21 protein-coding genes are annotated in these 21,242 nt (G+C 71.2%); 7 read left to right on the top strand and 14 right to left on the bottom strand.

The features are described from left to right. Positions 1-119 precede the first annotated feature (119 nt). Positions 120-557 (top strand): DUF3429 domain-containing protein, encoded by a 438-nt coding sequence (locus MFF30_RS07855; RefSeq protein ID WP_238278460.1) that lies wholly within the window; start codon positions 120-122, stop codon positions 555-557. 15 nt (positions 558-572) lie between these two features. Here MFF30_RS07855 and pdeM read toward each other — a convergent pair whose 3' ends face one another. The 3 genes from pdeM to MFF30_RS07840 are packed head-to-tail and all read right to left on the bottom strand — an operon-like array spanning position 573 to position 4,858. Then, positions 573-1,286, bottom strand: coding sequence for a ligase-associated DNA damage response endonuclease PdeM (gene pdeM, locus MFF30_RS07850; RefSeq protein ID WP_238278458.1), 714 nt, complete (start codon positions 1,284-1,286; stop codon positions 573-575). Between the two features lie 42 nt (positions 1,287-1,328). After that, complete coding sequence (locus MFF30_RS07845; RefSeq protein ID WP_238278474.1) at positions 1,329-3,899, bottom strand: ligase-associated DNA damage response DEXH box helicase; 2,571 nt, start codon at positions 3,897-3,899, stop codon at positions 1,329-1,331. Beyond that, a complete protein-coding gene (locus tag MFF30_RS07840) occupies positions 3,896-4,858 on the bottom strand; it encodes an alpha/beta hydrolase (RefSeq protein ID WP_238278455.1) in 963 nt (320 codons plus the stop codon). Before MFF30_RS07840 ends, MFF30_RS07845 begins: the two co-directional genes overlap by 4 nt. Before the next feature lie 258 nt (positions 4,859-5,116). On the opposite strand from MFF30_RS07840, the gene MFF30_RS07835 reads away from it, so the two are divergent. Beyond that, positions 5,117-5,464 carry a DUF6460 domain-containing protein gene (locus tag MFF30_RS07835; protein ID WP_238278472.1) on the top strand — a complete coding sequence of 116 codons (348 nt, stop codon included), beginning with the start codon at positions 5,117-5,119 and terminating at the stop codon, positions 5,462-5,464. A gap of 69 nt (positions 5,465-5,533) precedes the next feature. Here the strand turns inward: MFF30_RS07835 and MFF30_RS07830 are convergent, their stop codons facing one another. The 6 genes from MFF30_RS07830 to MFF30_RS07805 form a co-directional block, all read right to left on the bottom strand. Then, a complete protein-coding gene (locus MFF30_RS07830) occupies positions 5,534-6,196 on the bottom strand; it encodes a L,D-transpeptidase (protein ID WP_238278453.1) in 663 nt (220 codons plus the stop codon). Between the two features lie 213 nt (positions 6,197-6,409). Further along, positions 6,410-7,273, bottom strand: a complete 864-nt coding sequence (gene nadC / locus MFF30_RS07825; protein ID WP_238278451.1) for a carboxylating nicotinate-nucleotide diphosphorylase — start codon at positions 7,271-7,273, stop codon at positions 6,410-6,412. A 65-nt stretch (positions 7,274-7,338) separates the two neighbouring features. Continuing rightward, positions 7,339-8,883 carry an L-aspartate oxidase gene (locus MFF30_RS07820; RefSeq protein WP_238278449.1) on the bottom strand — a complete coding sequence of 515 codons (1,545 nt, stop codon included), beginning with the start codon at positions 8,881-8,883 and terminating at the stop codon, positions 7,339-7,341. Continuing rightward, a complete protein-coding gene (gene nadA, locus MFF30_RS07815) occupies positions 8,880-9,905 on the bottom strand; it encodes a quinolinate synthase NadA (RefSeq protein WP_238278447.1) in 1,026 nt (341 codons plus the stop codon). Before nadA ends, MFF30_RS07820 begins: the two co-directional genes overlap by 4 nt. A gap of 161 nt (positions 9,906-10,066) precedes the next feature. Beyond that, positions 10,067-11,065, bottom strand: coding sequence for an NUDIX hydrolase (locus tag MFF30_RS07810; protein ID WP_238278445.1), 999 nt, complete (start codon positions 11,063-11,065; stop codon positions 10,067-10,069). Between the two features lie 96 nt (positions 11,066-11,161). Continuing rightward, a complete protein-coding gene (locus tag MFF30_RS07805) occupies positions 11,162-11,740 on the bottom strand; it encodes a sugar O-acetyltransferase (protein ID WP_238278443.1) in 579 nt (192 codons plus the stop codon). A gap of 154 nt (positions 11,741-11,894) precedes the next feature. Here MFF30_RS07805 and thiE point away from each other — a divergent pair, with 154 nt between their 5' ends. From thiE to MFF30_RS07790, 3 genes are all read left to right on the top strand, one after another. Beyond that, on the top strand, positions 11,895-12,605 hold the full coding sequence (gene thiE / locus MFF30_RS07800; RefSeq protein ID WP_238278441.1) for a thiamine phosphate synthase: 711 nt from the start codon (positions 11,895-11,897) through the stop codon (positions 12,603-12,605). Positions 12,606-12,632: 27 nt separating this feature from the next. Further along, positions 12,633-13,439, top strand: a complete 807-nt coding sequence (gene thiD, locus MFF30_RS07795) for a bifunctional hydroxymethylpyrimidine kinase/phosphomethylpyrimidine kinase (protein WP_238278439.1) — start codon at positions 12,633-12,635, stop codon at positions 13,437-13,439. 86 nt (positions 13,440-13,525) lie between these two features. After that, positions 13,526-14,155, top strand: coding sequence for a helix-turn-helix domain-containing protein (locus MFF30_RS07790; protein WP_238278436.1), 630 nt, complete (start codon positions 13,526-13,528; stop codon positions 14,153-14,155). Between the two features lie 5 nt (positions 14,156-14,160). On the opposite strand, the gene MFF30_RS07785 is transcribed toward MFF30_RS07790, so the two are convergent. The 5 genes from MFF30_RS07785 to MFF30_RS07765 form a co-directional block, all read right to left on the bottom strand. Next, entirely contained in the window at positions 14,161-14,748 is a 588-nt protein-coding gene (locus MFF30_RS07785; protein WP_238278434.1) for an ABC-type transport auxiliary lipoprotein family protein, read from the bottom strand. Positions 14,749-14,857: 109 nt separating this feature from the next. Then, positions 14,858-15,940, bottom strand: coding sequence for an MlaD family protein (locus MFF30_RS07780; protein ID WP_238278432.1), 1,083 nt, complete (start codon positions 15,938-15,940; stop codon positions 14,858-14,860). Positions 15,941-15,999: 59 nt separating this feature from the next. Further along, entirely contained in the window at positions 16,000-16,722 is a 723-nt protein-coding gene (locus MFF30_RS07775; RefSeq protein ID WP_238278470.1) for an ABC transporter ATP-binding protein, read from the bottom strand. A 154-nt stretch (positions 16,723-16,876) separates the two neighbouring features. Continuing rightward, on the bottom strand, positions 16,877-18,043 hold the full coding sequence (locus MFF30_RS07770) for an ABC transporter permease (RefSeq protein ID WP_373320865.1): 1,167 nt from the start codon (positions 18,041-18,043) through the stop codon (positions 16,877-16,879). A 30-nt stretch (positions 18,044-18,073) separates the two neighbouring features. Then, positions 18,074-19,306 (bottom strand): MFS transporter, encoded by a 1,233-nt coding sequence (locus MFF30_RS07765; RefSeq protein WP_238278428.1) that lies wholly within the window; start codon positions 19,304-19,306, stop codon positions 18,074-18,076. 149 nt (positions 19,307-19,455) lie between these two features. On the opposite strand from MFF30_RS07765, the gene MFF30_RS07760 reads away from it, so the two are divergent. Together MFF30_RS07760 and MFF30_RS07755 are read left to right on the top strand one after the other, a co-directional pair. Beyond that, positions 19,456-20,673 (top strand): ribonuclease E domain-containing protein, encoded by a 1,218-nt coding sequence (locus MFF30_RS07760; protein WP_238278426.1) that lies wholly within the window; start codon positions 19,456-19,458, stop codon positions 20,671-20,673. Positions 20,674-20,750: 77 nt separating this feature from the next. Continuing rightward, positions 20,751-21,203 (top strand): DUF1489 family protein, encoded by a 453-nt coding sequence (locus MFF30_RS07755; protein ID WP_238278424.1) that lies wholly within the window; start codon positions 20,751-20,753, stop codon positions 21,201-21,203. Positions 21,204-21,242: the final 39 nt, after the last annotated feature.

The raw sequence follows: 21,242 nt of genomic DNA, 5'->3' as shown, positions 1-21,242 counted from the left end.
GTTCGCGATGCAGCGGACGAGGCCTCCGGGCGTTAAGGTTTCGAGGGGCAGGTCACGCCTGCCCCTCGTTCCCGATGCCCATGCCGCCGACCGGGGTGGCCACCAAGCCTGGAGACCCGATGGCGCGCGTCACAGCGGTTCCACCGGCCGCCCTCGTCCTGGGGATCGCCGGCCTGATTCCGTTCCTGGGCTTCGCCCTGCTCTCCGTCAGCGGGACGGATGCGGGGCTGGGCACCATCGGCCTCAGTCCCCGGCTGGTACTCTCCACCTACGGCGCCGTCATCGCCTCGTTCCTCGGTGGCATCCGCTGGGGGGCGGCCGCCGCGCGGGGTTCGGGCGGCGCGGACTACGCCATCGCCATCCTGCCGTCCCTCGTCGCCTGGGCGGCGCTAGCCGCGCCCGCCCCGTGGGACCTGCGCGTCCTCGGCGTCCTCGTGCTGGCCTGGGGCCTCGTCGACCAGGATCTGCCCCGGCGCGGCCTCGTCCCGGTCTGGCTCGGGCGCCTGCGCCTCGTCCTGTCCGGGGTCGCCGGCGCTTCGCTGCTGGTGGCCGCCTGACCGGAAGGGCCCGCGTCAGTCCTTGCTCAGCATCGCCTTGCCGATGGCAAAGACGCGGCCGTCGCCGAGGAGATGCGCCGTGAAGCCCGCCGGGAACAGTGGCTCGAAGACGGGATTGCGGACGTTGAGACCGCCCGCATAGGCGCCGAAGGCCGGCATGATCAGGCGCTTTCCGTCGGTGACGAAGCAGCGCCGGCGCACCGCCCGCCCGCGCATCGCGACCTTGCCGCAGGGATGCAGATGGCCGGCGACCTCGCCCTCGGGAGCGTCGGCGGTCGGCTCGTGCCGAAGGGTCAGGCCGCCGATCGCCAGGGTCTCGGCATAGCGCCCCCCGACGCCCTCGGTGACGGCGTGGTCGTGGTTGCCCGAGATCCAGACCCAGTCGCGCCCCTCCTGCAGGGCCGCCACCATGGCGCGGTCGCCCGGCTCCATCCGCTCCGGACCGCGCGCGTCGTGGAAGGAATCGCCCAGCGCCACCACGCGCGCGGGGTCGAGGCGGGCCACCACCTCGTGCAGGCAGGCCAGGGTCTCGCGGGTGTCGTAGGGCGGCAGGAACTGGCCCGAGCGCGCGGCATAGGCCGAGCCCTTCTCCAAGTGGAGATCGGACACGATCAGGGTCCGGTGGGCGCCGAGCCAGAGGCCGCCGCAGAGGTCGAGGGCGAGGGTTTCTCCGGCGAGGGTCAGGCCGGGGGCCCGGGTGGTCTTCTCAAGTCTCTGGCCGAGCGCCAAAACCGCATCCTCTGACTTCTGGAAAGGGCGTTTCACCGCGCTTCAGCCCAGCGCTTCTTCGAGCAGCTGCGCCTCGGCTTCGGCCAAAATCTCGTCCGCGCCCTCGCCGTAGACCCGCTCGCGCCCGATCTCGAGCATTACGGACACGGAGAGGGGCGAGACGCGATCGAGCGCCTTGTGGATGATTCGCCCCTGGATGCGCCTCAACATCATACCGAGGCGCTTCACGTCGAGGAGTCCGGTTGCCGCATCCTGGCGCGCGGCCTTCAGCAGGAGGTGGTCCGGCTGGTGCTTGCGCAGCACGTCGTAGACGAGATCGGTCGAGATCGTGACCTGACGGCCGGTCTTGGCCTGCCCCGGATAGCGCCGCTCGATCAGCCCGGCGATGACCGCGCATTGCCGGAAGGTGCGCTTCATCATGGCGGATTCATCGAGCCAGGCCTCGAGGTCGTCACCCAGCATGTCCTCGGCGAACAAGGCTTCCAGAAAGTCCGGCTCGCGGCCGATGCGCTCGCCGACATCCCGGGTGAGCCAGATGGCGATGCCGTAATCGTTGGCGGCAAAGCCCAGCGGGCGCATCCGCTCCCGTTCGAGGCGACGCGTCAGCAGCATCCCCAGGGTCTGGTGGGCGAGGCGCCCCTCGAAGGGGAAGGCGGTGAGGTAGTAGCGCCCGGCGCGCGGAAAGGTCTCCACCAGCAGACCGGTCGGGCCGGGCAGGACGGACCGGGTGCGCTGCTGCAGGAGATAGTCCGAGACCTGCCGCGGCAGCCGGTCCCACTCGAACGGATCGGCGATGAGCGCCCGCACCCGCGCGGCGAGGAAGGTCGAGATCGGGAATTTCGCCCCCGCGTAGGAGGGGATGGCCGGGTCGGTGCCGGGCCCGGCCCGGGTCGCCAGGGCCTCGTCCTCGGACAAGCCCTCGAAGCGCAGGACCTCGCCGGCGAAAAGGAAGGTGTCGCCCGGTGTCAGGGTGTCGGCGAAATCCTCCTCGATCTCACCGAGCACCCGACCGCCCTTGGGCAGGATCGCGCCGGGCTTGCCGCGCACGCCCCGGGCGAGGCGCACCTTGACCTTGGCGGACTCGACGATGGTGCCGACGTTCATCCGGTACTGCTGAGCGATGCGCGCGTCGCGCACGCGCCAGAGGCCGTCCGGCCCGCGCAGGATCTTGGCGAAGCGCTCGTAGGCGCGCAGCGCGTAGCCGCCGGTCGCCACGTAATCGACCACCGCCTCGAAATCCTCCCAGGACAAAGTCGCGTAGGGCGCGGCCGAGACGATCTCGTCGTAGAGCTGATTTGCGTCGAACGCGTCGGCACAGGCCATGCCGAGGACGTGCTGGGCGAGCACGTCGGGGGCGCCGAGGCGGGCGTCCGGCGTGTCCTGGGCGGCGGCCTCCACGGCGTCGAGGGCGGCCTGGCATTCGAGCATCTCGAAGCGGTTGGCCGGCACCAGATAGGCCTTCGACGGCTCGTCCATCCGGTGATTGGCGCGGCCGATGCGCTGCATGATCCGGCTCGCGCCCTTCGGCGCGCCGATGTTGACCACGAGGTCGACGTCGCCCCAGTCGATACCGAGGTCGAGGGTGGCGGTGCAGACGATGGCCCGCAGCTGCCCCGCCGCCATCGCGGCCTCCACCCGGCGGCGCTGCGTGGCGTCGAGGGAGCCGTGATGCAGGGCGATGGGGTAGTTCGCGTCGTTGATCCCCCAGAGTTCCTGGAAGGTGTACTCGGCCTGGAGGCGGGTGTTGACGAAGACCAGCACCGTGCGGTGCCGGCCGATCAGGTCGTAGATCGCCGGCATGGCCTGCCAGGCGGTGTGGCCGGCGAGGGGCAGGGTCAGGCCGGTGTCGAGCATGTGCAGGTCGGGCGCGGCGCCACCCCGCACGACGACGAGTTCGGCCATCGCCACCCTGGACCCGCTCCCCTCCACGAGGGACGTGGGCGGGGCGGGCTGCTGCGGCACCAGATACCGGCGCAACTCGTCCGGCTCGCGCACGGTCGCGGACAGCCCGATCGCGGTCAGCCCCGGGCTGAGGCGGTGCAGCCGGGCCAGCGCCAGGGACAGGAGGTCACCGCGCTTGGAGGTGACCAGGGCGTGCAGTTCGTCGAGGACCACGCAGGACAGGCCGGCGAAGAGGTCCGCCGCCTCGCGGTGGGCGATGAGCAGGGCGAGCTGTTCCGGAGTGGTCAGCAGGATGTCGGGCGGGCGCGCGATCTGCCGGGTGCGCTTGTGCGAGGGCGTGTCGCCGGTGCGGGTCTCGACCCGGATGGACAGGCCCATCTCGGCGATGGGCGCCTCGAGATTGCGGGCGATGTCCACCGCCAGGGCCTTGAGGGGCGAGATGTAGAGCGTGTGCAGGCCGCGCGCCTTGGCCGAGGCCGGACGCCCCGCAGGGGCCGGGCGCCCGGCGAGGGCCGTCAGGCTCGGCAGGAAGCCCGCCAGGGTTTTGCCCGCCCCGGTGGGCGCCACCAGCAGGGCGGATCGCCCCTCGCGCACGAGGGCGAGGAGTTCGAGCTGGTGCGGCCGGGGCGCCCAGCCGCGCGCGGAAAACCAGGCCGCGAAGCGCTCCGGCAGCGGTGTCTCGAGCGTCGTTGTCTCGGGCGTCGTGCTCAGGCCAGGGCCATCAGGAACCGGTCCATCAGTTCGAGGGCGCGCTCCGTCATCGCGCCCGGATAGCGCACGAAGACGTGGCACCCGCCCGGATAGATCGCGGTGTGGCCGCCATTGCCGGCCGCAGCCCAGCGGGCCGACATGTAGAGCGTGTCGTCGAGGAGCGGATCGTGCGTCCCCACCGTGAACAGGGCCGGCGGCAGGCCCTTCAGGTTGGCGTAGAGCGGCGAGACGTCGGGCCGGCGCCGGTCGATGCCGTCACGCACGTAGACGTCGGCGAAGCGCGTCAGGTCCTCGGTGTTCACCACGAGGCGCTCCGCGCCCCAGTTGCGCACGCTGGGCGTCAGGCCGAGATCGAAGAAGCCGGCGTTGAGATTGGCACCCCGGAAGGCGCGGGGCAGGCCGTGCGTGTCGCGCAGGCGCAGGAGCACCATCACGGCGAGCTGCGCGCCCGCCGATTCGCCGCCGATGGTCAGCGCGGAGACGCCGAACTCCGCCTTGCCGGGACCGGCGAGCCAGAGGGCCGCCGCCTCGCAATCCTCTAGGGCGGCCGGATAGGGATGCTCCGGCGCCAGCCGGTATTCCACCGACAGGCAGACGAAGCCGCAGACGTCGGCGATGCGCTCGAGCCAGGGGTCCTGCTCGTCGGCCGACCCCCAGACCCAGCCGCCGCGATGGATATGCAGGTAGGCGCCGCGCAGCTTGGCCCACTTCTTGGGGTTCGGGCGGATGACGCGCAGCTGCAGCGGACCACCGGGCCCGTCGATGGTCAGGGTCTCGGCCCGGGCGCTGCGGGGCATGGCCGGGGAAGCCTGCGTACCCTGGCGACGGCGCGCGCGGACCTCCGTCATCGGGATGGACCACGGGTCGCCCTGCGCGGCATGGGCGGCCACGATCTCGGCATTCAGGCGCTTGGTTTCCGGTTCGATCATCGCCGGATCGAACAGGGCGTGGTCGATCATGAATCCGTTCGTTTCATTGACAGGTCGGCCGTCGCGACGCGCGCATCCGACTCCAGACCCTAGAATGGGACCGCGCGGGCATCGGTGCCATCCGTGCCTTGTGCGAAATCGCCCAACGCCTCAGGCCCAATTGGGTTTCCTCCCGTCCTGTGGCGTCCGCGTCACGGTTCCGCCGGGATCGGCGGGTTGAGAAGAGGCTCAAGCGCGCCGCCGCGATATGGGCCGGGCGTTCCCAGGAAACATCGCATGACCTCCGGCATGACCCCCGAACACGATCCGCGCCGTCCCTCGCCCTATCCGGGCCAACCCTATGCCGGCGCACCGTTCCCGGATCAGGGCCGGCGCTCGGCCTTGCGGCGCTTCCTCGGCGGTTCGCCCGCCGCCGTGTTCATGAAGCTGCTGTTCCTGTCGGTGCTGGTCGGCGCCGTGATGGCGACCCTCGGCGTCACCCCGGGCCTCCTGTTCTGGCACGCTTACGACGCGGTGCGGACCCTGATCGACCTCGGCCTCGCCACCTTCCACGATTTCGGCCGCTGGATCCTGGCCGGCGCCGTGGTGGTGGTGCCGCTCTGGCTGCTGTCGCGGTTCTTCGCGGTGTCGAAATAGGTTTCCAACGCGAAAGGGGCCGGCGTTTCCGCCGACCCCTCGTCGTTACCTGCCTTGGGTTCGCGCCGATCAGCGCTGGACGATGACCTTCGCGCCGACCTTGGCGCGGGTGTAGAGGTCGGCCACGTCGTCGTTGGTCATGCGGATGCAGCCCGAGGACACGGCGGTGCCGATGGTCTCCGGCTCGTTCGAGCCGTGGATACGGTAGATCGAGTTGCCGAGATACATGGCGCGGGCGCCGAGGGGGTTCTCGATGCCGCCCTTCATGAAGCGCGGCAGGTCGGGGCGGCGGCGCAGCATCTCGGCCGGGGGACGCCAATCGGGCCACTCGCGCTTCATCGTAATGGTCTGCACGCCGCCCCAGGTGAAGCCCGGGCGGCCGACGCCGACGCCGTAGCGCAGGGCCTTGCCGTCACCCAGCACGTAGTACAGGCGGCGCTCGGCGGTGGAGACCACGATGGTGCCGGCCGCATAGCCGCCCGCATAGGCGACTTCCTCGCGCTGGATCGCCGACATCTGAGGCACGGCGGAGGACGGCGCCATCGGATCGGCGGGCAGCGAGGCGTTGGCGGTGGGCAGGGCCACCGGCGTGGCCTGCGGGCGAACCCGGATGACCAGGGCGTTGTCGAGTGGCTGGCGTGTGAGTGGATCGATCTCGTAGGCGGCCACGGGCGAAGCCCATGCGCCCAGCGCGCAGAGGAGCCCGGTCAGGGCGGGGGCGAAACGGCGCATCAGAGCCTCTCGAAGGCGAACGAAATCTGTGGAGCGGACTAGGAAAACTCGACGCACGTTACGGCGCGAAGTCTGCCCAAGACGTAAACGCTCGCCCTTCAAAGCCAAGCTCTATTCCCGCCCCGGCGTCGGTTGCCGGGGCGTCGTGATTTCGTGGCAACACCGTGGCACCTTGGCCGTATCGCCCGCGTGGGAGGTACGCCGGGCGCGCGATCAGACCGCGTCGAGGCCGAGGTCGATGATCGGTGCGCTGTGGGTGATCCAGCCGCAGGAGATCAGGTCCACGCCGGAGGCCGCGACCGCCCCCACGGTCTCGCGATTGATGCGGCCGGAGGCCTCCGCGATGGCCCGCCCGTCGATCATCGCCACCGCACGGGCGAGCTGATCGGGAGTCATGTTGTCGAGGAGCACGGCGTCGGCGCCCACCGACAGTGCCTGTTCGAGCTGCTCCAGGGTGTCGACCTCCACCTCGATCTTCACGAGGTGCCCGGCATAGGCCCGGGCCCGCGCGATGGCCGGCACGATGCCGCCCGCCACCGCCACGTGGTTGTCCTTGATGAGCACGGCGTCGTCGAGGCCGTAGCGGTGGTTCGAGCCCCCCCCGGCCCGGACCGCGTGCTTCTCCAGGGAACGCAGGCCCGGGGTGGTCTTGCGGGTGCAGACGATGCGGGCCTTCCCGTGCGGCCGCGCCGCGTCGACCAGGGAGGCGGTGGCGGTTGCGACCCCCGACATCCGGCACAACAGGTTCAGGGCGACCCGCTCGGCGGTTAGGATGGCGCGGGCCGGACCGGCAAGGCGGATCACCACGTCGCCCGGTTTGACCCGGCTGCCGTCGCCGCGCTCGACCGTCACGGCGACGGCCGGGTCGATCAGCCCGAAGGCGATCACCGCCGCGTCGACGCCCGAGATGAGCCCGTCCTGCCGCGCGGCGATGACGCCTTCCAGACGGGCGCTCGCCGGGACGATCGCATCCGTGGTGATGTCGCCGGCCCGGCCGAGATCCTCCAGCAGGGCCGCGCGCACGATGGGCTCCACCATCAATCGGGGCAGGGGGGCAAGCTCGGTGCGGTCGGTCATGGATCGTCCTTCGGTCGAAGTCTTTGCGTCATTGGGGCGGGCCGTGCCGGCCCGCCCCCTCCGTGTCAGGCCGCGACGACGTCACGATCGGGCGCGTACGCCTCGGCGAGGGCCTGAAGCTCGGCCAGCGTCACCTCGGTGTGGCGCGCGGGCTCCTGCGCGGGGTGATCGCTACGCCAGTGGGCGCCGCGGCTCTCGCGGCGCGAGGCGGCCGAAGCCGCGATAGCGAAGGCGGTCAACGCCGCGTCTCCGCCGGCCCGTGCGGCCGGCGCCAGCTGACGGAGCGCATCCGCCAAGCCCTCCGCCGCGCGCACGACGCCGACCTGCCGGTCCATGACGCCGCGCAGGGCGTCGAGATCGATCGCGCCGCGCGCCCGCTCCGGCTGAGCCAGGGCATGCCCCGGGGCGGGCAGGGCGCTTGCGGCCTCGGCGATCCAGGGCGCGAAGGCCATGGCTTCGAGGAGCGAGTTGCTGGCCAGCCGATTGGCCCCGTGCAGGCCCGTCGAGGCGACCTCGCCGCAGGCGAACAGGCCCGGCACCGTGCTGGCGCCGCAGGCATCCACCTTGATGCCGCCCATGTGGTAGTGGGCCGCCGGGCGCACCGGGATGGCCTGCCGGTGGGGGTCGATGCCGGCCTGCGCGCAGAGGCCCGCCACGGTGGGAAACCGCGTCGCCATGCGGGCCCCGAGCTCGCCCCGACAATCGAGGAACACGCCCGCGCCGCGCGATAGCGCCTGGAAGATCCCGCGTGCCACCACGTCCCGGGGGGCGAGATCGCCGCCGGCGATCCCCGCCATCACGGGAGCACCGGTCTCGTCGATGAGACGGGCGCCCTCGCCGCGCAGGGCTTCGGTGGCCAGCGGCATCGGGTCCGCACCGGTGGCGATGGCGGTGGGATGGAACTGCACGAACTCCATGTCGCGCACGGTGGCGCCTGCCCGCAGGGCCAGGGCGAGGCCGCGCCCGGTGGCGCCGCGCGGGTTCGTGGTCGCGGCGTAGAGCGCACCGGTGCCGCCCGTGGCCAGCACAACGGCGCGGGCCGGCAGGGGGAAGCGCGCGCCCTCTCGCTCGCAGACGAGGCCGGCCACCGCGCCGCCCGCGTCCCGCAGGAGTTCCCGCGCCGAGGCGACCAGCACGGTGATGGAGGGCGTCCGGCCCACCACGCGCACCAGGGTCTCGAGCACGAGCCGGCCGGTGGAATCCCCGCCGGCCCGCACGATGCGGCGGCGGGAATGGGCGGCCTCGAGCCCCAGGGCGAGGGCTCCGGCGGCGTCCCGGTCGAAGGGAGCGGCGAGGCCGACCAGCCAATCGATCAGCGCCGGTCCGGCGGCGGCGACGCGGGTCGCCACATCGGGCTCGGTCAGGCCGGCGCCCGCCGCCAGGGTGTCGGCGGCGTGGAGGGCGGCCGCGTCGTCCGCCCCCATGGAGGCGGCGATGCCGCCCTGCGCCCAGCCCGTGGCGGTGCCGGTGCCCAGGGGCGCGGCCGTGACCAGCGTGACGGGGCGGGGCGCGAGGCGGAGCGCCGTGGCGAGGCCCGCGATGCCGGCGCCCACGACGACGATGCGGTCGGCGCCCGGGAGCGCGAAGGCGAGGGGAGCGTGCGCGTTCATCGGGTGCGGACCGCCAGCATGCGCTCCACCGCCATCCGGGCGCGCTCGGCGAGCTCCGGCTCAACCGTGACCTCGTGCGTCATGGTCTCCAGGGCGTGGCGGATATTCTTCAGGCTCATGCGCTTCATGTGCGGGCACAGGTTGCAGGGCTTGATGAACTCGATGTCGGGATTGGCGGCCGCGATGTTGTCGCCCATCGAGCACTCGGTCACGAGCACCACCTGCTTCGGACGCTTCTCCAGGACGAAGTTCATCATCATCGCGGTCGAGCCCGAGAAGTCGGCCTCGGCCACCACCTCCGGCGGGCATTCCGGATGGGTGATGACGGTGACGCCAGGGTAGCTCTCGCGCACCTCGCGGATATCGGCGGGGGTGAATTGCTCGTGCACCTCGCAATGCCCGGCCCAGGTCAGGATCTCGACCTCGGGCACCATCGCCTGGACGTTCTGGGCCAGGAACTCGTCCGGGATCATGAGAACGCGGGGCGCGTTGAGCGAACGCACCACCTCGACCGCGTTGCCGGAGGTGCAGCACAGGTCCGACTCGGCCTTCACCGCCGCCGAGGTGTTGACGTAGGTGACGATCGGAACGCCCGGATACTTCGCCCGCAGGCCGCGCACATCCGCCGCCGTGATCGAATCGGCGAGGGAACAGCCGGCGCGGGTGTCGGGAATCAGCACCGTCTTGCCCGGGTTCAGGAGCTTGGCGGTCTCGGCCATGAAGTGGACGCCCGCCAGCACGATGACGTCGGCATCGACCGTTACGGCCTCGCGCGCCAGGGCCAGGCTGTCGCCGACGATGTCCGCCACCGTGTGGAAGATCTCCGGCGCCTGGTAGTTGTGGGCCAGGATGACCGCGTTGCGGGTCTTCTTCAGTTCGAGGATTGCCGCCACGTCGTCGGCCAGGGCCGGCCACTCGATGGCCGGCACGTACCGGCTGACGCGCTCATAGATGTGCGGCAGGGGAAGGCCGCTCGGAACACCCACGCGATTGCTGCCGATCGGGAGACTGGTCGCCGCCATTGACGCGTCCTCACTTATGCTCAAACTGAGCATTGTGCCGACTAACGTAGGCGGGCTGCGGCGGCTTGTCTAGATATGCAGGCTTTGAGCATAACGTTTTTGCGATGCGAGAATGACGCTGCAGCGCAACTGTCATCCGGCCTGCGCCGGCGCCACCGCGATCAGGCCGGCCGGCGCGCGGGCCGCAGGCGAAAGCCGGGGGCGGGGCGTTCCAGCAGGACCTCGCGCCGGAAGCGGACGAGGCGGGCCGGGCGCCCCGTCGCCCCGGAAGTCACGCCGTCCGTCTCCTCCACCAGCCCCTGCTGGGCCACGAGCCGGCGGAAGTTCTGCTTGTGCAGGTTGGTGCCCGACAGCGCCTCCACCGTGCGCTGGAGCTGGAACAGCGTGAAGGTCGGCGGCATCAGTTCGAAGACCACGGGGCGGTACTTGATCTTGCCGCGCAGGCGCCCGATCGCGGTCGCGAGCACCCGGCGGTGGTCGAGGGCCATGGGCTGGCCCGTCACGGTCAGATCCGCGTCGTGCGCCTCGCCGGACTGCCCCTGCGCCTCGGGAATCAGCCCGGCCTCGAACAGCAATTCGTAGCGCTCCAGCACGCGCTCCTCGTTCCAGGCGCCGCCGCAGAGTCCGAAGGTCAGGCCTAGACGGTCCTCGCGGCGACGGCGCTGCTTCGGGTCGCCGGCGCACTCCGCCCAGGCGAGAAGCTTGGCCTCGATCTCGCCGAGGGAATTCGGCCGCCCGGCACGCCAATCCTCCCAGGGCAGGTAGTGGTACCAGTTGCGCCAGGCGGCCTCGGCGAGGCCGGCCGGCCGCAGCTCGCGCACCAGGGCGAGGTAGGCGACCGAGAGCGAGTGCAGGCCACCGCCGTCGTCGCCCTGCCGGTCGCGGTCGCCGAAGGTGTAGAGCTGCTCAACGTAGCCGAGTCGCTGGTGGGTCTGACGCTCCACCCAGGCGCGCAGGCCCCGCTCCAGGGTGGGGTGCTCGGGCACGAGCGGCCCCGCGGGCAGGCCGTCGGAACGGCCCCGGGCCTGGCCGCCGACCTGCACGGTCAGGGCACGCGGCTCACCGTCGGTCGCCGCGACGATGACGGCCACGAGCCCCACGGCGGACGGATTGGAGAGCGCGGAGTCCGCCGCCCGTTCGGTCTCCTGCGCCGTGGTCACGCTGCCCGATCCTCGCCCGCTGCTCGCCCATCGCTTCGCGGCTGCTCATCGCACATTGCGGGCGCGCGATGAACGCGAAAAACCGACCCGCCCCGGTCAAGCCTCCCGCGCCGGAGCGACGCGGGCGGCCAGGACCCGCGCCGGGTTGCCCGCGACCGTGGCGCCCGCCGGCACGTCGCGGGTCACCACGCTGCCGGCGCCCACGATGGCGTCGTCACCCACGGTGACGCCCGGCAGGATCAGGGCGCCGCCCCCGATCCAGACGTTGCGACCGATCCGGATCGCCCGGGCGAATTCCAGGCCCGCCTCGCGCGGCCCCGGCTCGCGAGGATGGTCCGGCGTCAGAATCTGCACGCCGGGACCGATCTGGGTCCGGTCACCGATGCTCACGGGGGCGCAATCCAGGATCACGCAGCCGAAATTGAGAAAGACATGCGCGCCGAGGCTGATGTGCAGCCCGAAATCACAGTGGAAGGGCGGCCGCACCACCGTGCCGTCGCCGACGGACGCAAAGCGCTCCCGCAGGCGGTCGCGGCGGATCGCGGGCGTCTCGGCGGCGGCGGCGTTGTAGCGCGCCATCCAGTCCCGCGCGGTCCGGTGGTCCGCGTGAAGCTCCGGATCGTCCGGATCGTAGAGCTCGCCGGCGAGCATCTTCTGTTTGGGTGTCTGGTCCATGCGCGGGCAGTGTCTCCGAGGAAGGGTGCGGCGGTAACGCCGCACGACGCCAGGGGCTCCCGGCCTCGCGCCCATCTTCCGACCGGGCCGCAGGGGCCCTAGACTGAGGCGGCAAGACCCAACATCCCTGCCACGACGTTTAGGAAGGCGCCGCGTGATCGGACAGAAGGAAGCGGGCGGCCCGGGGCCGGCGGTCGACCTGCGGCTCTATGGCCTCATCGACACCGGCGTGTCGGGCCACGACGGCGCGCGGCTCGCCGCGATGGCGGCCGAGGCCGTGCAGGGCGGCTGCACGCTGCTGCAGTACCGGGAGAAATTCATCGCGGATGCCCGCGCGGCGCTCGCCCGCATCCGGGCGATCCACGGCGCGATCGCGGGCCGGGGCGTGCCGCTCCTCGTCAACGACCGGGTCGATCTCGCGCTGACCGCCGGGGTCGAGGGCGTGCATCTCGGCCAGGGCGATCTGCACCCGGCCGATGCGCGCCGCCTGCTCGGGCGCGGGGCGATCATCGGCCTCACGCTGAAGACCGCAGCCCAGGCCGACGAACTCTACCGTCTGCCGGTCGATTATGCCTGCATCGGGGGGGTGTTCGCGACGGCCAGCAAGGACAATCCCGATCCGCCGGTGGGGCTCGACGGGCTCGCCCGCATCGTCTTCCGGGGACGACTCGCACGGGGGGCCGCGTTCCCCCTCGGCGCCATCGCGGGCATCAACGCGGGCAATGCGGCGTCCGTGATCCGGGCCGGGGCGGACGGGATCGCGGTGATCGCCTCGCTGTTCTCCGGGGATTCCGTCGAGGCTTGCGCGCGCGATCTGCGGGACCGGGTGGATTCGGCCCTCGCCGCGCGGGGCGTCGCGGCTTAAGCTCCCTCAAAGCTCCGAGGACACCCCATGACACCGATCGCCGTCACCATCGCGGGTTCCGATTCGAGCGGCGGGGCCGGCATCCAGGCCGACCTGAAGACCTTCGCGGCCCTGCGGGTCTACGGCGCCAGCGTGATCACCGCCCTGACGGCCCAGAACACCCAAGGGGTTCAGGCGATCCACGACGTGCCGGCCGACTTCGTTGCCGCGCAGATCGAGAGCGTATTTTCGGACCTCGCCGTCACGGCGGTCAAGATCGGGATGCTGTCCCAGGTGGCCACCATCGAGGCGGTGGCGGCCGGGCTCGCCCGCCATGCCGGCAGGATCCCGATCGTGCTCGACCCCGTGATGGTCGCCACTTCGGGCGACCGCCTGATCTCCGAGGCGGCCGTGGAGGCGTTGCGTCGACACCTCCTGCCGCTCGCCGACCTCGTCACCCCGAACCTGCCCGAGACCGCGACCCTGATCGGTGAACCCGTCGCCGAGACCGAGAACGCCGCCGTGGCACAGGGCCGGCGCCTCCTCGCCATCGGCGCCCGCGCGGTGCTGGTGAAGGGCGGGCACGGGGTCGGCAGCGAGAGCGTCGATCACCTCATGAGCAGCGACGGCACGCTCCGCCGCTTCGCCGCGCCACGCATCGAGACTCGCAACACCCACGGCACCGGCTGCACCCTCTCGGCGGCGGTGGCGGCCGGGCTGGCGCGAGGGCTATCCATGGTCGAGGCGGTGGCCCAGGCCAAGCGCTACGTCTCGGCGGCGATCGCGGGAGCCGACGGCGTCGCGGTGGGGCGCGGGCACGGACCGGTGCACCATTTCCACGCCCTCTGGACCTGACCCAGCCTTGCGCCGCCGTCCCGTTTGCGTTTGAAGTACCGTACAAGCGTCCGCTTAATGGAACGGATGCGCGGATCTCGGGACCAATGGACAACCAGTTGACGACGCCCGAACGCGGGCGGCAGCGTGAAATTCTGAACGGCGCGCAGGTTCTCTCCGGCCAGCTCGGCAAGACGATCCAGCGCCTGCGCAAGGCCTACAACCTGTCCCTGTCCGAACTCGCCGAGCAGTCGGGCGTCGCCAAATCGATCATCAGTCAGATCGAGCGCAACGAGACCAATCCGACGCTCGCCACGATCTGGCGCCTGAGCCAGGCCCTCGACGTCTCCATCGAGCGCGTGCTGGCCACGAGCGACGAGGAACCCTTCATCGAGAAGACCTCGCGGGCGGACACGCCGATCCTGGTCTCGGACGACGGCAAGGTGCGTCTGGGCATCGTCGGCTGGATCAAGACCGTCGAGTGGCTGCAATGGTACGAGGTCTCCGCCGATCCGGGCGGGCAGCTCGATTCCGATCCGCACCAGCGCGGCTCGGTGGAATCGCTGACGGTCACCGCCGGCACGCTCGAGGTCGAGGTGGCGGGCACGACCCAGCGCGCTCGCGCCGGCGAGACCCTGCGCTACCGGTGCGACCGTCCGCACACCGTGCGCTGCATCGGATCGGAGCCGGCCAAGGCGATCATGGTGGTGATCATGAAGGCCGCCGTAATGGAGTGAGGGGCTCAGCGCCCCGAATTCACCCAGGCCACCATATCGGCGAGCACGCGGGCCAGCGCCGCGTCGAGGCCCACGGCGGCGGTCCCCGCATCGACCTTCGGCACCGGTACCCGTGCGGTGAAGATGCGGGCGGCCACGACCTTGCCGGTGCCTTCGGCGATGATCTTGGCGGAGATGTCGACCACCGCCTCGCCGGTGCCGGCCGCGATGTCGAAGGCGCGGATCTCGCTGATGAGCTGGAACTCGGAGACCACCTTGTCGCCGGGGCGGCTCACGGATTTCAGGCGACCCGAGTTTTCGAGGCTCTGGATCAGCCGCGTCTGGATCAAGCGCGGCAGGCGATCGGCCCATTGGCCACCGCCGAGGAAGGACAGTGCTCCGCCCGGCTCACGCACGATGATGCGGTCCGCCTCGAAGGGCTGGATGCCCACGGGCTCGGCCACGCTGAACGAGCGCGCGGAGGTGCCGACCCGGCCGTTGGGCGGCAGGGCGGCCAGATCGAAGGTCAGCGGCACCGCGCCGCCGCCGCAGCCGCCGAGGGTGGCCGCGAGGAGCATCGCGACGAGCGCGGGGGCCGTTCTGTAGTGAGACATACGCATTCCGGAAACCCGTCGCCGCGCCGACGCGCAGCGTGGCCGTAAACTACCGGCCCGGGCGATTGGTGCCGTGCGCCGCAGCACGCATGGCCCGGTGGACCACAGTTCAGCGCCCACCGTTGTATTCCGGCAACGACGGCTTGCCGCCGAAGATCACCTGGGAGGGGTCCCGCTCCAGGCTCTTGACCGTCCGGTTTAGGGTGTTGAGCGTGCGCTGCCCGTCCGTCGACAGGGCTTCGACCTCGCGGCGGCCGGTGCCGCTGAGGCGGTTGAAGCTGGTGGCGATGTTCGAGGTGCGCTTGTCGAGGTTTTCGCTGAGGGTCCGGAACGCCTTGCCGGCGTCGCGGACCGAGATCGCGGCCTCGCGCACCTCCGTGAAGGTGCTGGTGCCGGCCGAGCCCGAGGCCGAGCCGAGGAAGCCCTCGGCGCCCTTCAGCACGGAATCGACCCGGTCGGCCGAGGCGTTGAGCTTGGCGGCCAGCGCACGCGCGTCCTTGAGCGCCCCCTCGATGTCGGGACTCCCGGCCGCCAGCGCTCCGGAGAAGCGGTCGGCATTGTCGATGACGCGGTTGAGCTTCTGCCCGTCGATGGCCTTGACGAGGCCGCTCACCGCCGGGCCCGCCTCGGCGAGGGTCTTCGAGAACGACTCCACGTTGGCGAGCGTGCGCGTAATCGCCCCCTCGTTTCCGGCCACCACCTTGTCGAGCCGCTGAAGCACGTCGTCGGCCCGCTGGGCGATCTGCTTGGCGGCCGCCATCATGTCCTGGATATCGGAGGAATCCGCGAAGATCGTCGGCATCTGGTCGCCCGAGCCCGGGGGCAGGACGGGCGAGTCCGCGTTGCCGCCCGAGAGCGAGATCGTGGAGACGCCGGTCAGCATCGCCGAATCGAGGCGCGCGCGGGTGTCGGCGCGCAGGGGCGTGGTCCGCTCGACCTCGACCACGGCGACGACGCGGCGCGGGTCCTGCGGCAGCAGGCGCACGTCCATCACCTCGCCGACCTTGATACCGTTGAAGGCCACCGTCGATCCCTTGGCGAGGCCACCGACGCTGCCCGAGAACACGATGCGCACGGCCTGCCGGACCTGGCTGCGCGAGCCGCCCTGGAGCCAGAACACGAAGCCGAAGGCCGCCACAAGGACCGCAAGGGTAAAGGCGCCGATGAGGGCGTAGTTGGCACGAGTCTCCATGGGATCAGCGATACCTTGGCGGGATGGGGACCGCGCGGTGCGAGGCCGCACCCAGCGCGTCAGGCCTGTGCATGGCGGCCTCCCTGCGGGACGACCGCGCGGCCGCGCTTGCCGTGGAAGTAGGAGCGCAGCCAGGGATGGTCGCTCTCGAGCATCTCCGCGATGGTGCCCTGCGCGATGATCTGACCGTCGCCGAGCGCGGCGATGCGGTCGCAGGCGGTGTAGAGGCTGTCGAGGTCGTGGGTGACCATGAACACGGTCAGGCCCAGCGTTTGCTTGAGGGTCGCCACGAGGTCGTCGAATTCGCCGGCGCCGATCGGATCGAGACCGGAGGTCGGCTCGTCGAGGAACAGGATCTCGGGGTCGAGGGCCAGGGACCGGGCCAGCGCCGCGCGCTTGATCATGCCGCCGGAGAGCTCCGAGGGCAGCTTGTCGGCGGCATCCGGCTTCAAGCCGACCATCTCGATCTTCAGGCGCGCGAACTCGTCGAGCAGGCGCTCGGACAGGTTCAGGTGCTCGCGCATCGGCATCTGAATGTTCTGCTTGACGGTGAGCGCCGAGAACAACGCGCCCTGCTGGAACAGCACGCCCCAGCGCTGCTCGATCTGGCGGCGGCGCGCCACGGTGAGGCCATCCACGTCCTCGCCGAACACCTCGATGGTACCCGCGCGTTTGGGCACGAGCCCCAGGATGGTCCGTGTCAGCACCGACTTGCCCTGGCCGGACGGCCCGACGAAGCCCAGGATCTCGCCGCGCCGGATGTCGAGGTTGAGCCCCTTCATCACGATCTTCGAGCCGAACCCGACGACAAGGTCGCGCACGCGGATGATCGGCTCAGGCGCGCCCGCGCGTGCCGTCTCGCCATGGACAGGCGCTTGCTGCGCGGCATGAATTGGTATGGCGGACAGAGTTGTCATGGTTGTCGGAACGGGCGCCTCAGAAATCGATGGCGGCGAAGAAGACGGCGAACAATCCGTCCAGGACGATGACCATGAAGATTGACTTCACAACTGAGGCCGTGACGTGGCGCCCGAGCGACTCGGCCGAACCTTCCACCGCGAAACCCTCGATCGTCGCGATGATCCCGATGATCAGCGCCATGAAGGGCGCCTTGATCAGGCCGACGGCGACATGGTGGAGCGACACCGCCGCCTGGAGCCGGGCCAGGAAGGCGTCCACCGTCATGCCGCCGTAGAGGGAGGCCGTGAGGCCGCCGCCCGCGAGCGCCGCCAGGGAGGCCAGGAAGGTAAGGATCGGCAGGCCGATCACCAGGGCGAGGATGCGCGGCACGATCAGGATCTCGATCGGGTCGAGGCCCATGACGCGTAGGGCATCGACCTCCTCGCGCATGCGCATGGAGCCGATCTCGGCGGTGAAGGCCGAGCCGGAGCGGCCCGCCACCATGATCGACGTGAGGAGCACGCCGAGCTCGCGCAGGATGAGAAGGCCGATCAGGTTCACCACGAAGCTCTGGGCGCCGAAGCGCTGGAGCTGGAAGATGCCCTGCTGGGCGACGATGCCGCCGACGAGGAACGAGATCAGCACGATGATCGGCACGCCCCGGAAGGCGACCTGCTCGATCTGGTTGACCAGGGCGGTGCCCCGGAAGGTGCCGGGCCGGGCCGCGACCCGGATGCAGGCGGTGACGACCTCGCCGAAGAAGGCCAGGCCCGTGACGAGGTCGGATTTCGCGCCGACCACCCGCTTGCCCAGATCCTCCAGGAAACCGTAGAGGCGCCCGCGCGGCGCCGGCGCCGGCTCGGCCGCGCGCAGCTTCACCTCGCTGAGCAGGATACGGTGCTCGGGGGCGGCCCCCGCATAGGCGAGGCGCCCCCCGGCGGCCTCGATCTCGGCGCGGGTCCGCTCCAGCACCCAGGCGCCCAGGGTGTCGAGGCGGCTGACCTGGCTGAGGTCGACGAGGATCGGCGCGCCGGCGGCGCTGCCGGCAATGCGCGCGGCGGCGTCCTCCACGGCCGCGCCCTGGTCGGCGGTCCAACGCCCGGACAGCCCGACGCGCCCGCCCTCGAGGAGGGCGGCGTCGGCGGTGTCGGGGTGGGTCCTGGTCTCGGCTCTAGCCAAAGGGGCCGCGCTCCATATCCCCATCACGCATCACCGATCACGGTTACCGGAGGGTCAAGATCGATCGGGATGCTGCGGGTGCTGGCCCACAAACGTGGTGGTGTGAAGGCCGAAAGCGCGGGCGGCCCGCGCGGCGCGTGCCGCGAGGCACAGGCCGCACAGGGCGAGCGGCGCCATCAGCGCGAAGGCGAGGGGGCCGCCCCCGGCACTGTAGGCGGTGCCCGTGAGCAAGGTCGCGCTCGCCGAAGCCAGCGCGCCCGCCGAGCTCACGGTGCCCTGAGCCCGCCCGCGCGCACCCTCCGGCGCAAAGCGCGACACCGCCGCCATGGCGCCGAGCTGCGTCGCCCCGAAGGTCAGCCCGTGCAGCACCTGCAGGACGACGACCGGTCCGAGCCGGTCGCCGAAAAAGGCCATGCCGAGCGCCCGCACCAAGGCCGCCCCGCCCCCGAGGGCGAGCAGGGCGAAGGGGCCGCGCCAGCGCGCCGGCGCACGGCCGATCAGTGCGAACAGCACGATCTCCGAGGCGACGCCGATGGCCCAGAGCGTCCCGATCCACGCCGTCCCGATCCCGTGCGTTCTCCAGTGGATGCTGCCGAAGGCGTAGATCGCCGCGTGGCTCGACTGGATCAGCGCCGCCGCCCCGATGGAGAGCCAGAGCACGCCCGGCAGGCGCGGACGCCCGGCAGCCGGGTCGCGGGAGGGCGCCGCCGGTCCATCGACGCGGGCGACCAGCGCGACGGTGGCGGCGAGGAGCGCCAGACCGGTGAGGATGAGCGGCACCGCCAGCCGCTCGCCCATCGCGCTCAACACGGCCCCGCCCGCGAGGTTGGCGAGGAGGAAGCCGATGGAACCCGCCATCCGGATGCGGGCATAGTCGAGCCGGGCATTCCGGCGCACGGCGCCGAGCGTCATGTAGTCGATGCTCGGGACGAGGGGGGCGGCAGCCACCGCGTTGAGGGCGATGAGGAGCGCCAGCAGCGGCCAGCCTATCGCAGCGCCGGCCGGCATCAGCGCATAGGTCGCCGCCAGGACGAGGCTGCCGACGAGCAGAATGCGCTGCGCCGCAATGCCCCGGTCGATCAGCCCAACCAGCGGCGCCGTCGCCACGATCCGGATCGCAATGGGCAGCGCGACCAGCAGGCCGATCAGCGCGGCATCGAGCCCGAGCGCGTTCAGCCAGACCGGCATGAACGGCATCGCGATCCCGATCTCCACGAAGATGACGGCGTAGAGAACCGAGAGGCGAAAGGCTTTCGGCTCCGGATGCGGTGGAAGTGTATCGGACACGCGACCGGGCGATGATGAGGAGGCCTGTGAATCGATCGTCCCAGGCGATGGCAGCGTAAAGCCGGCGTTAAAGTGATGCTGTCAATCTCCGGTCGCTTGGAAACCAGCGATCGCTTGCCGGCCGCAGCCTCGCCAAGGACGTGTGCGTGATGTCGAGTTCCCAATCGCTGACGTCGATCGACGTGTCGGAATACGATCGCATCGAGGCCGCGATGAGCGAGAGCGAGCGGGGGCGCTGGTTCCTCGACGCGTATCTGCGCCGCAACCGCGCGCACGACACCGGCATCCTGCTCGATGCGATCGCACGGCTGGAGAAGGCCGTCACCGGCGAGCGGGAACAGGACCAGATCGGGCGGGTGCGCGGCGATCTGATGGACATGGCCCACGCCATCGCCCGGACGAAGGCGGAAATCGCCGCGATCAGCGCTCCGGATCACGACCAGAGCCGCCTCGGGGGCGCCTCCGCCGCCCTCGACGCCATCGTGCGCTCCACCGAGCGCGCCACCTCCGAGATCCTCAGCTCCGCCGAGCACGTGCAGGAGGCTGCCTGGATCCTGCGCGAATCCGGCTCGGACGCCGAGATCTGCGACGAACTCGACCGGCGCGCCACCAGCATCTACACCGCCTGCTCCTTCCAGGATCTGACGGCGCAGCGCACGGCGCGGATCATACACACCCTGCGCTACCTCGAGGAGCGCCTCGCCGCCATGATGGCGATCTGGGGCGATGCTCTGGAAACGGTCCCTCCCGCACCCGGCGAATCCCAGGGCGAGCCCCTGCCCACCGACCTCTGCCAGAGCGACGTGGACCGCTACATCGACGGGGAGGTGTCCTCGGGCGAGGCCGATACCCCCGTCGCGGTCTCGAAGCTGCCGGAGCACCTCTCCGTCGACGACGACATCGTGTTTCTCGAAGCCACGGACGCGGTCCCGCCGGTTGCATCCGCCGCAACGCCCCGAGTCGAGCCCGAGCCCGAGCCGGCCGACTTCACCGAGGCGGAGGCGCCGGCTGTGGAAGTCCCGGAAACGGACGCAGAGCCGCTCCACGATATCCTGACGGAACCGACAGGCGATGTCGTCGCGACGCCGACCGACGATCTCGCACGGGAAACAGTCGCCGCCCACGCCGAGACCGACGATCCCGAGTCCGGGTTTGATCCCGCCCCGTCCGCCGAAGCGCCGGTTCCGGCCCCTGCGGCGGAAGCGACCACCCACGAACCGGATGAGGATTCCGAGCCCGCCCCAATGGCGGACCCGGTCGCCCTCAAGATGGCCGCATCCGCCGCCCCGGCTCAGACCGACATCGCCAGCGCGTTCGCCGAGATCGACGCCCTTTCGGACGACGAGAAGCGCGCCCTGTTCTCCTGATCCCGCTCTCAGCGGCGCGGGGTCGCGCCGCTGCCGCAGCCCGAGCGCGCGGCCGGTGCGGCTGCTACAAGGCCGCCATGTCCGCTCGTGCGCCCCTCCATCTCCTGAAGCTCTGCGTCGGTCCGGCCAGCATCGGCGAGCTGGAGGAGCGCATCGCCCGCAATGCCGACGAGGCACGCCGCGCGGGCCGCGATCCCGCTCCCGTGCACACCACCCGCATGGTCCCGACGCGCGCCGGTGATATCGCCGGCCAGGGCTCGATCTACTGGGTGATCAAGGGCACGCTACTCTGCCGGCAATCCATCCGAACGATCACGCCCTTCACGGATGCGGACGGCATCGGCCGCTGCCGCCTGATCCTCGACCCCGTCGTCACAGCGGTCTCGCCACGCCCGTGCCGGCCCTTCCAGGGCTGGCGCTACCTGAAGGCGGACGACGCCCCGGCCGATCTTGACGCCCGCACCGCCGGGGGCCTCGCCGAGATGCCGGAATCCCTGCGCCGCGAGCTCGCCGGCCTCGGGCTCATCTAAGCGACCGAACACCGCCCATGAAAAACCCCGCCTCGGGGG

The organism is Methylobacterium goesingense (assembly GCF_022179225.1).
Classification (GTDB): Bacteria; Pseudomonadota; Alphaproteobacteria; order Rhizobiales; family Beijerinckiaceae; genus Methylobacterium; species Methylobacterium goesingense.
Note: the sequence above shows the minus strand (reverse complement) of the source record. Positions and strands in the feature narration are given on the sequence as shown.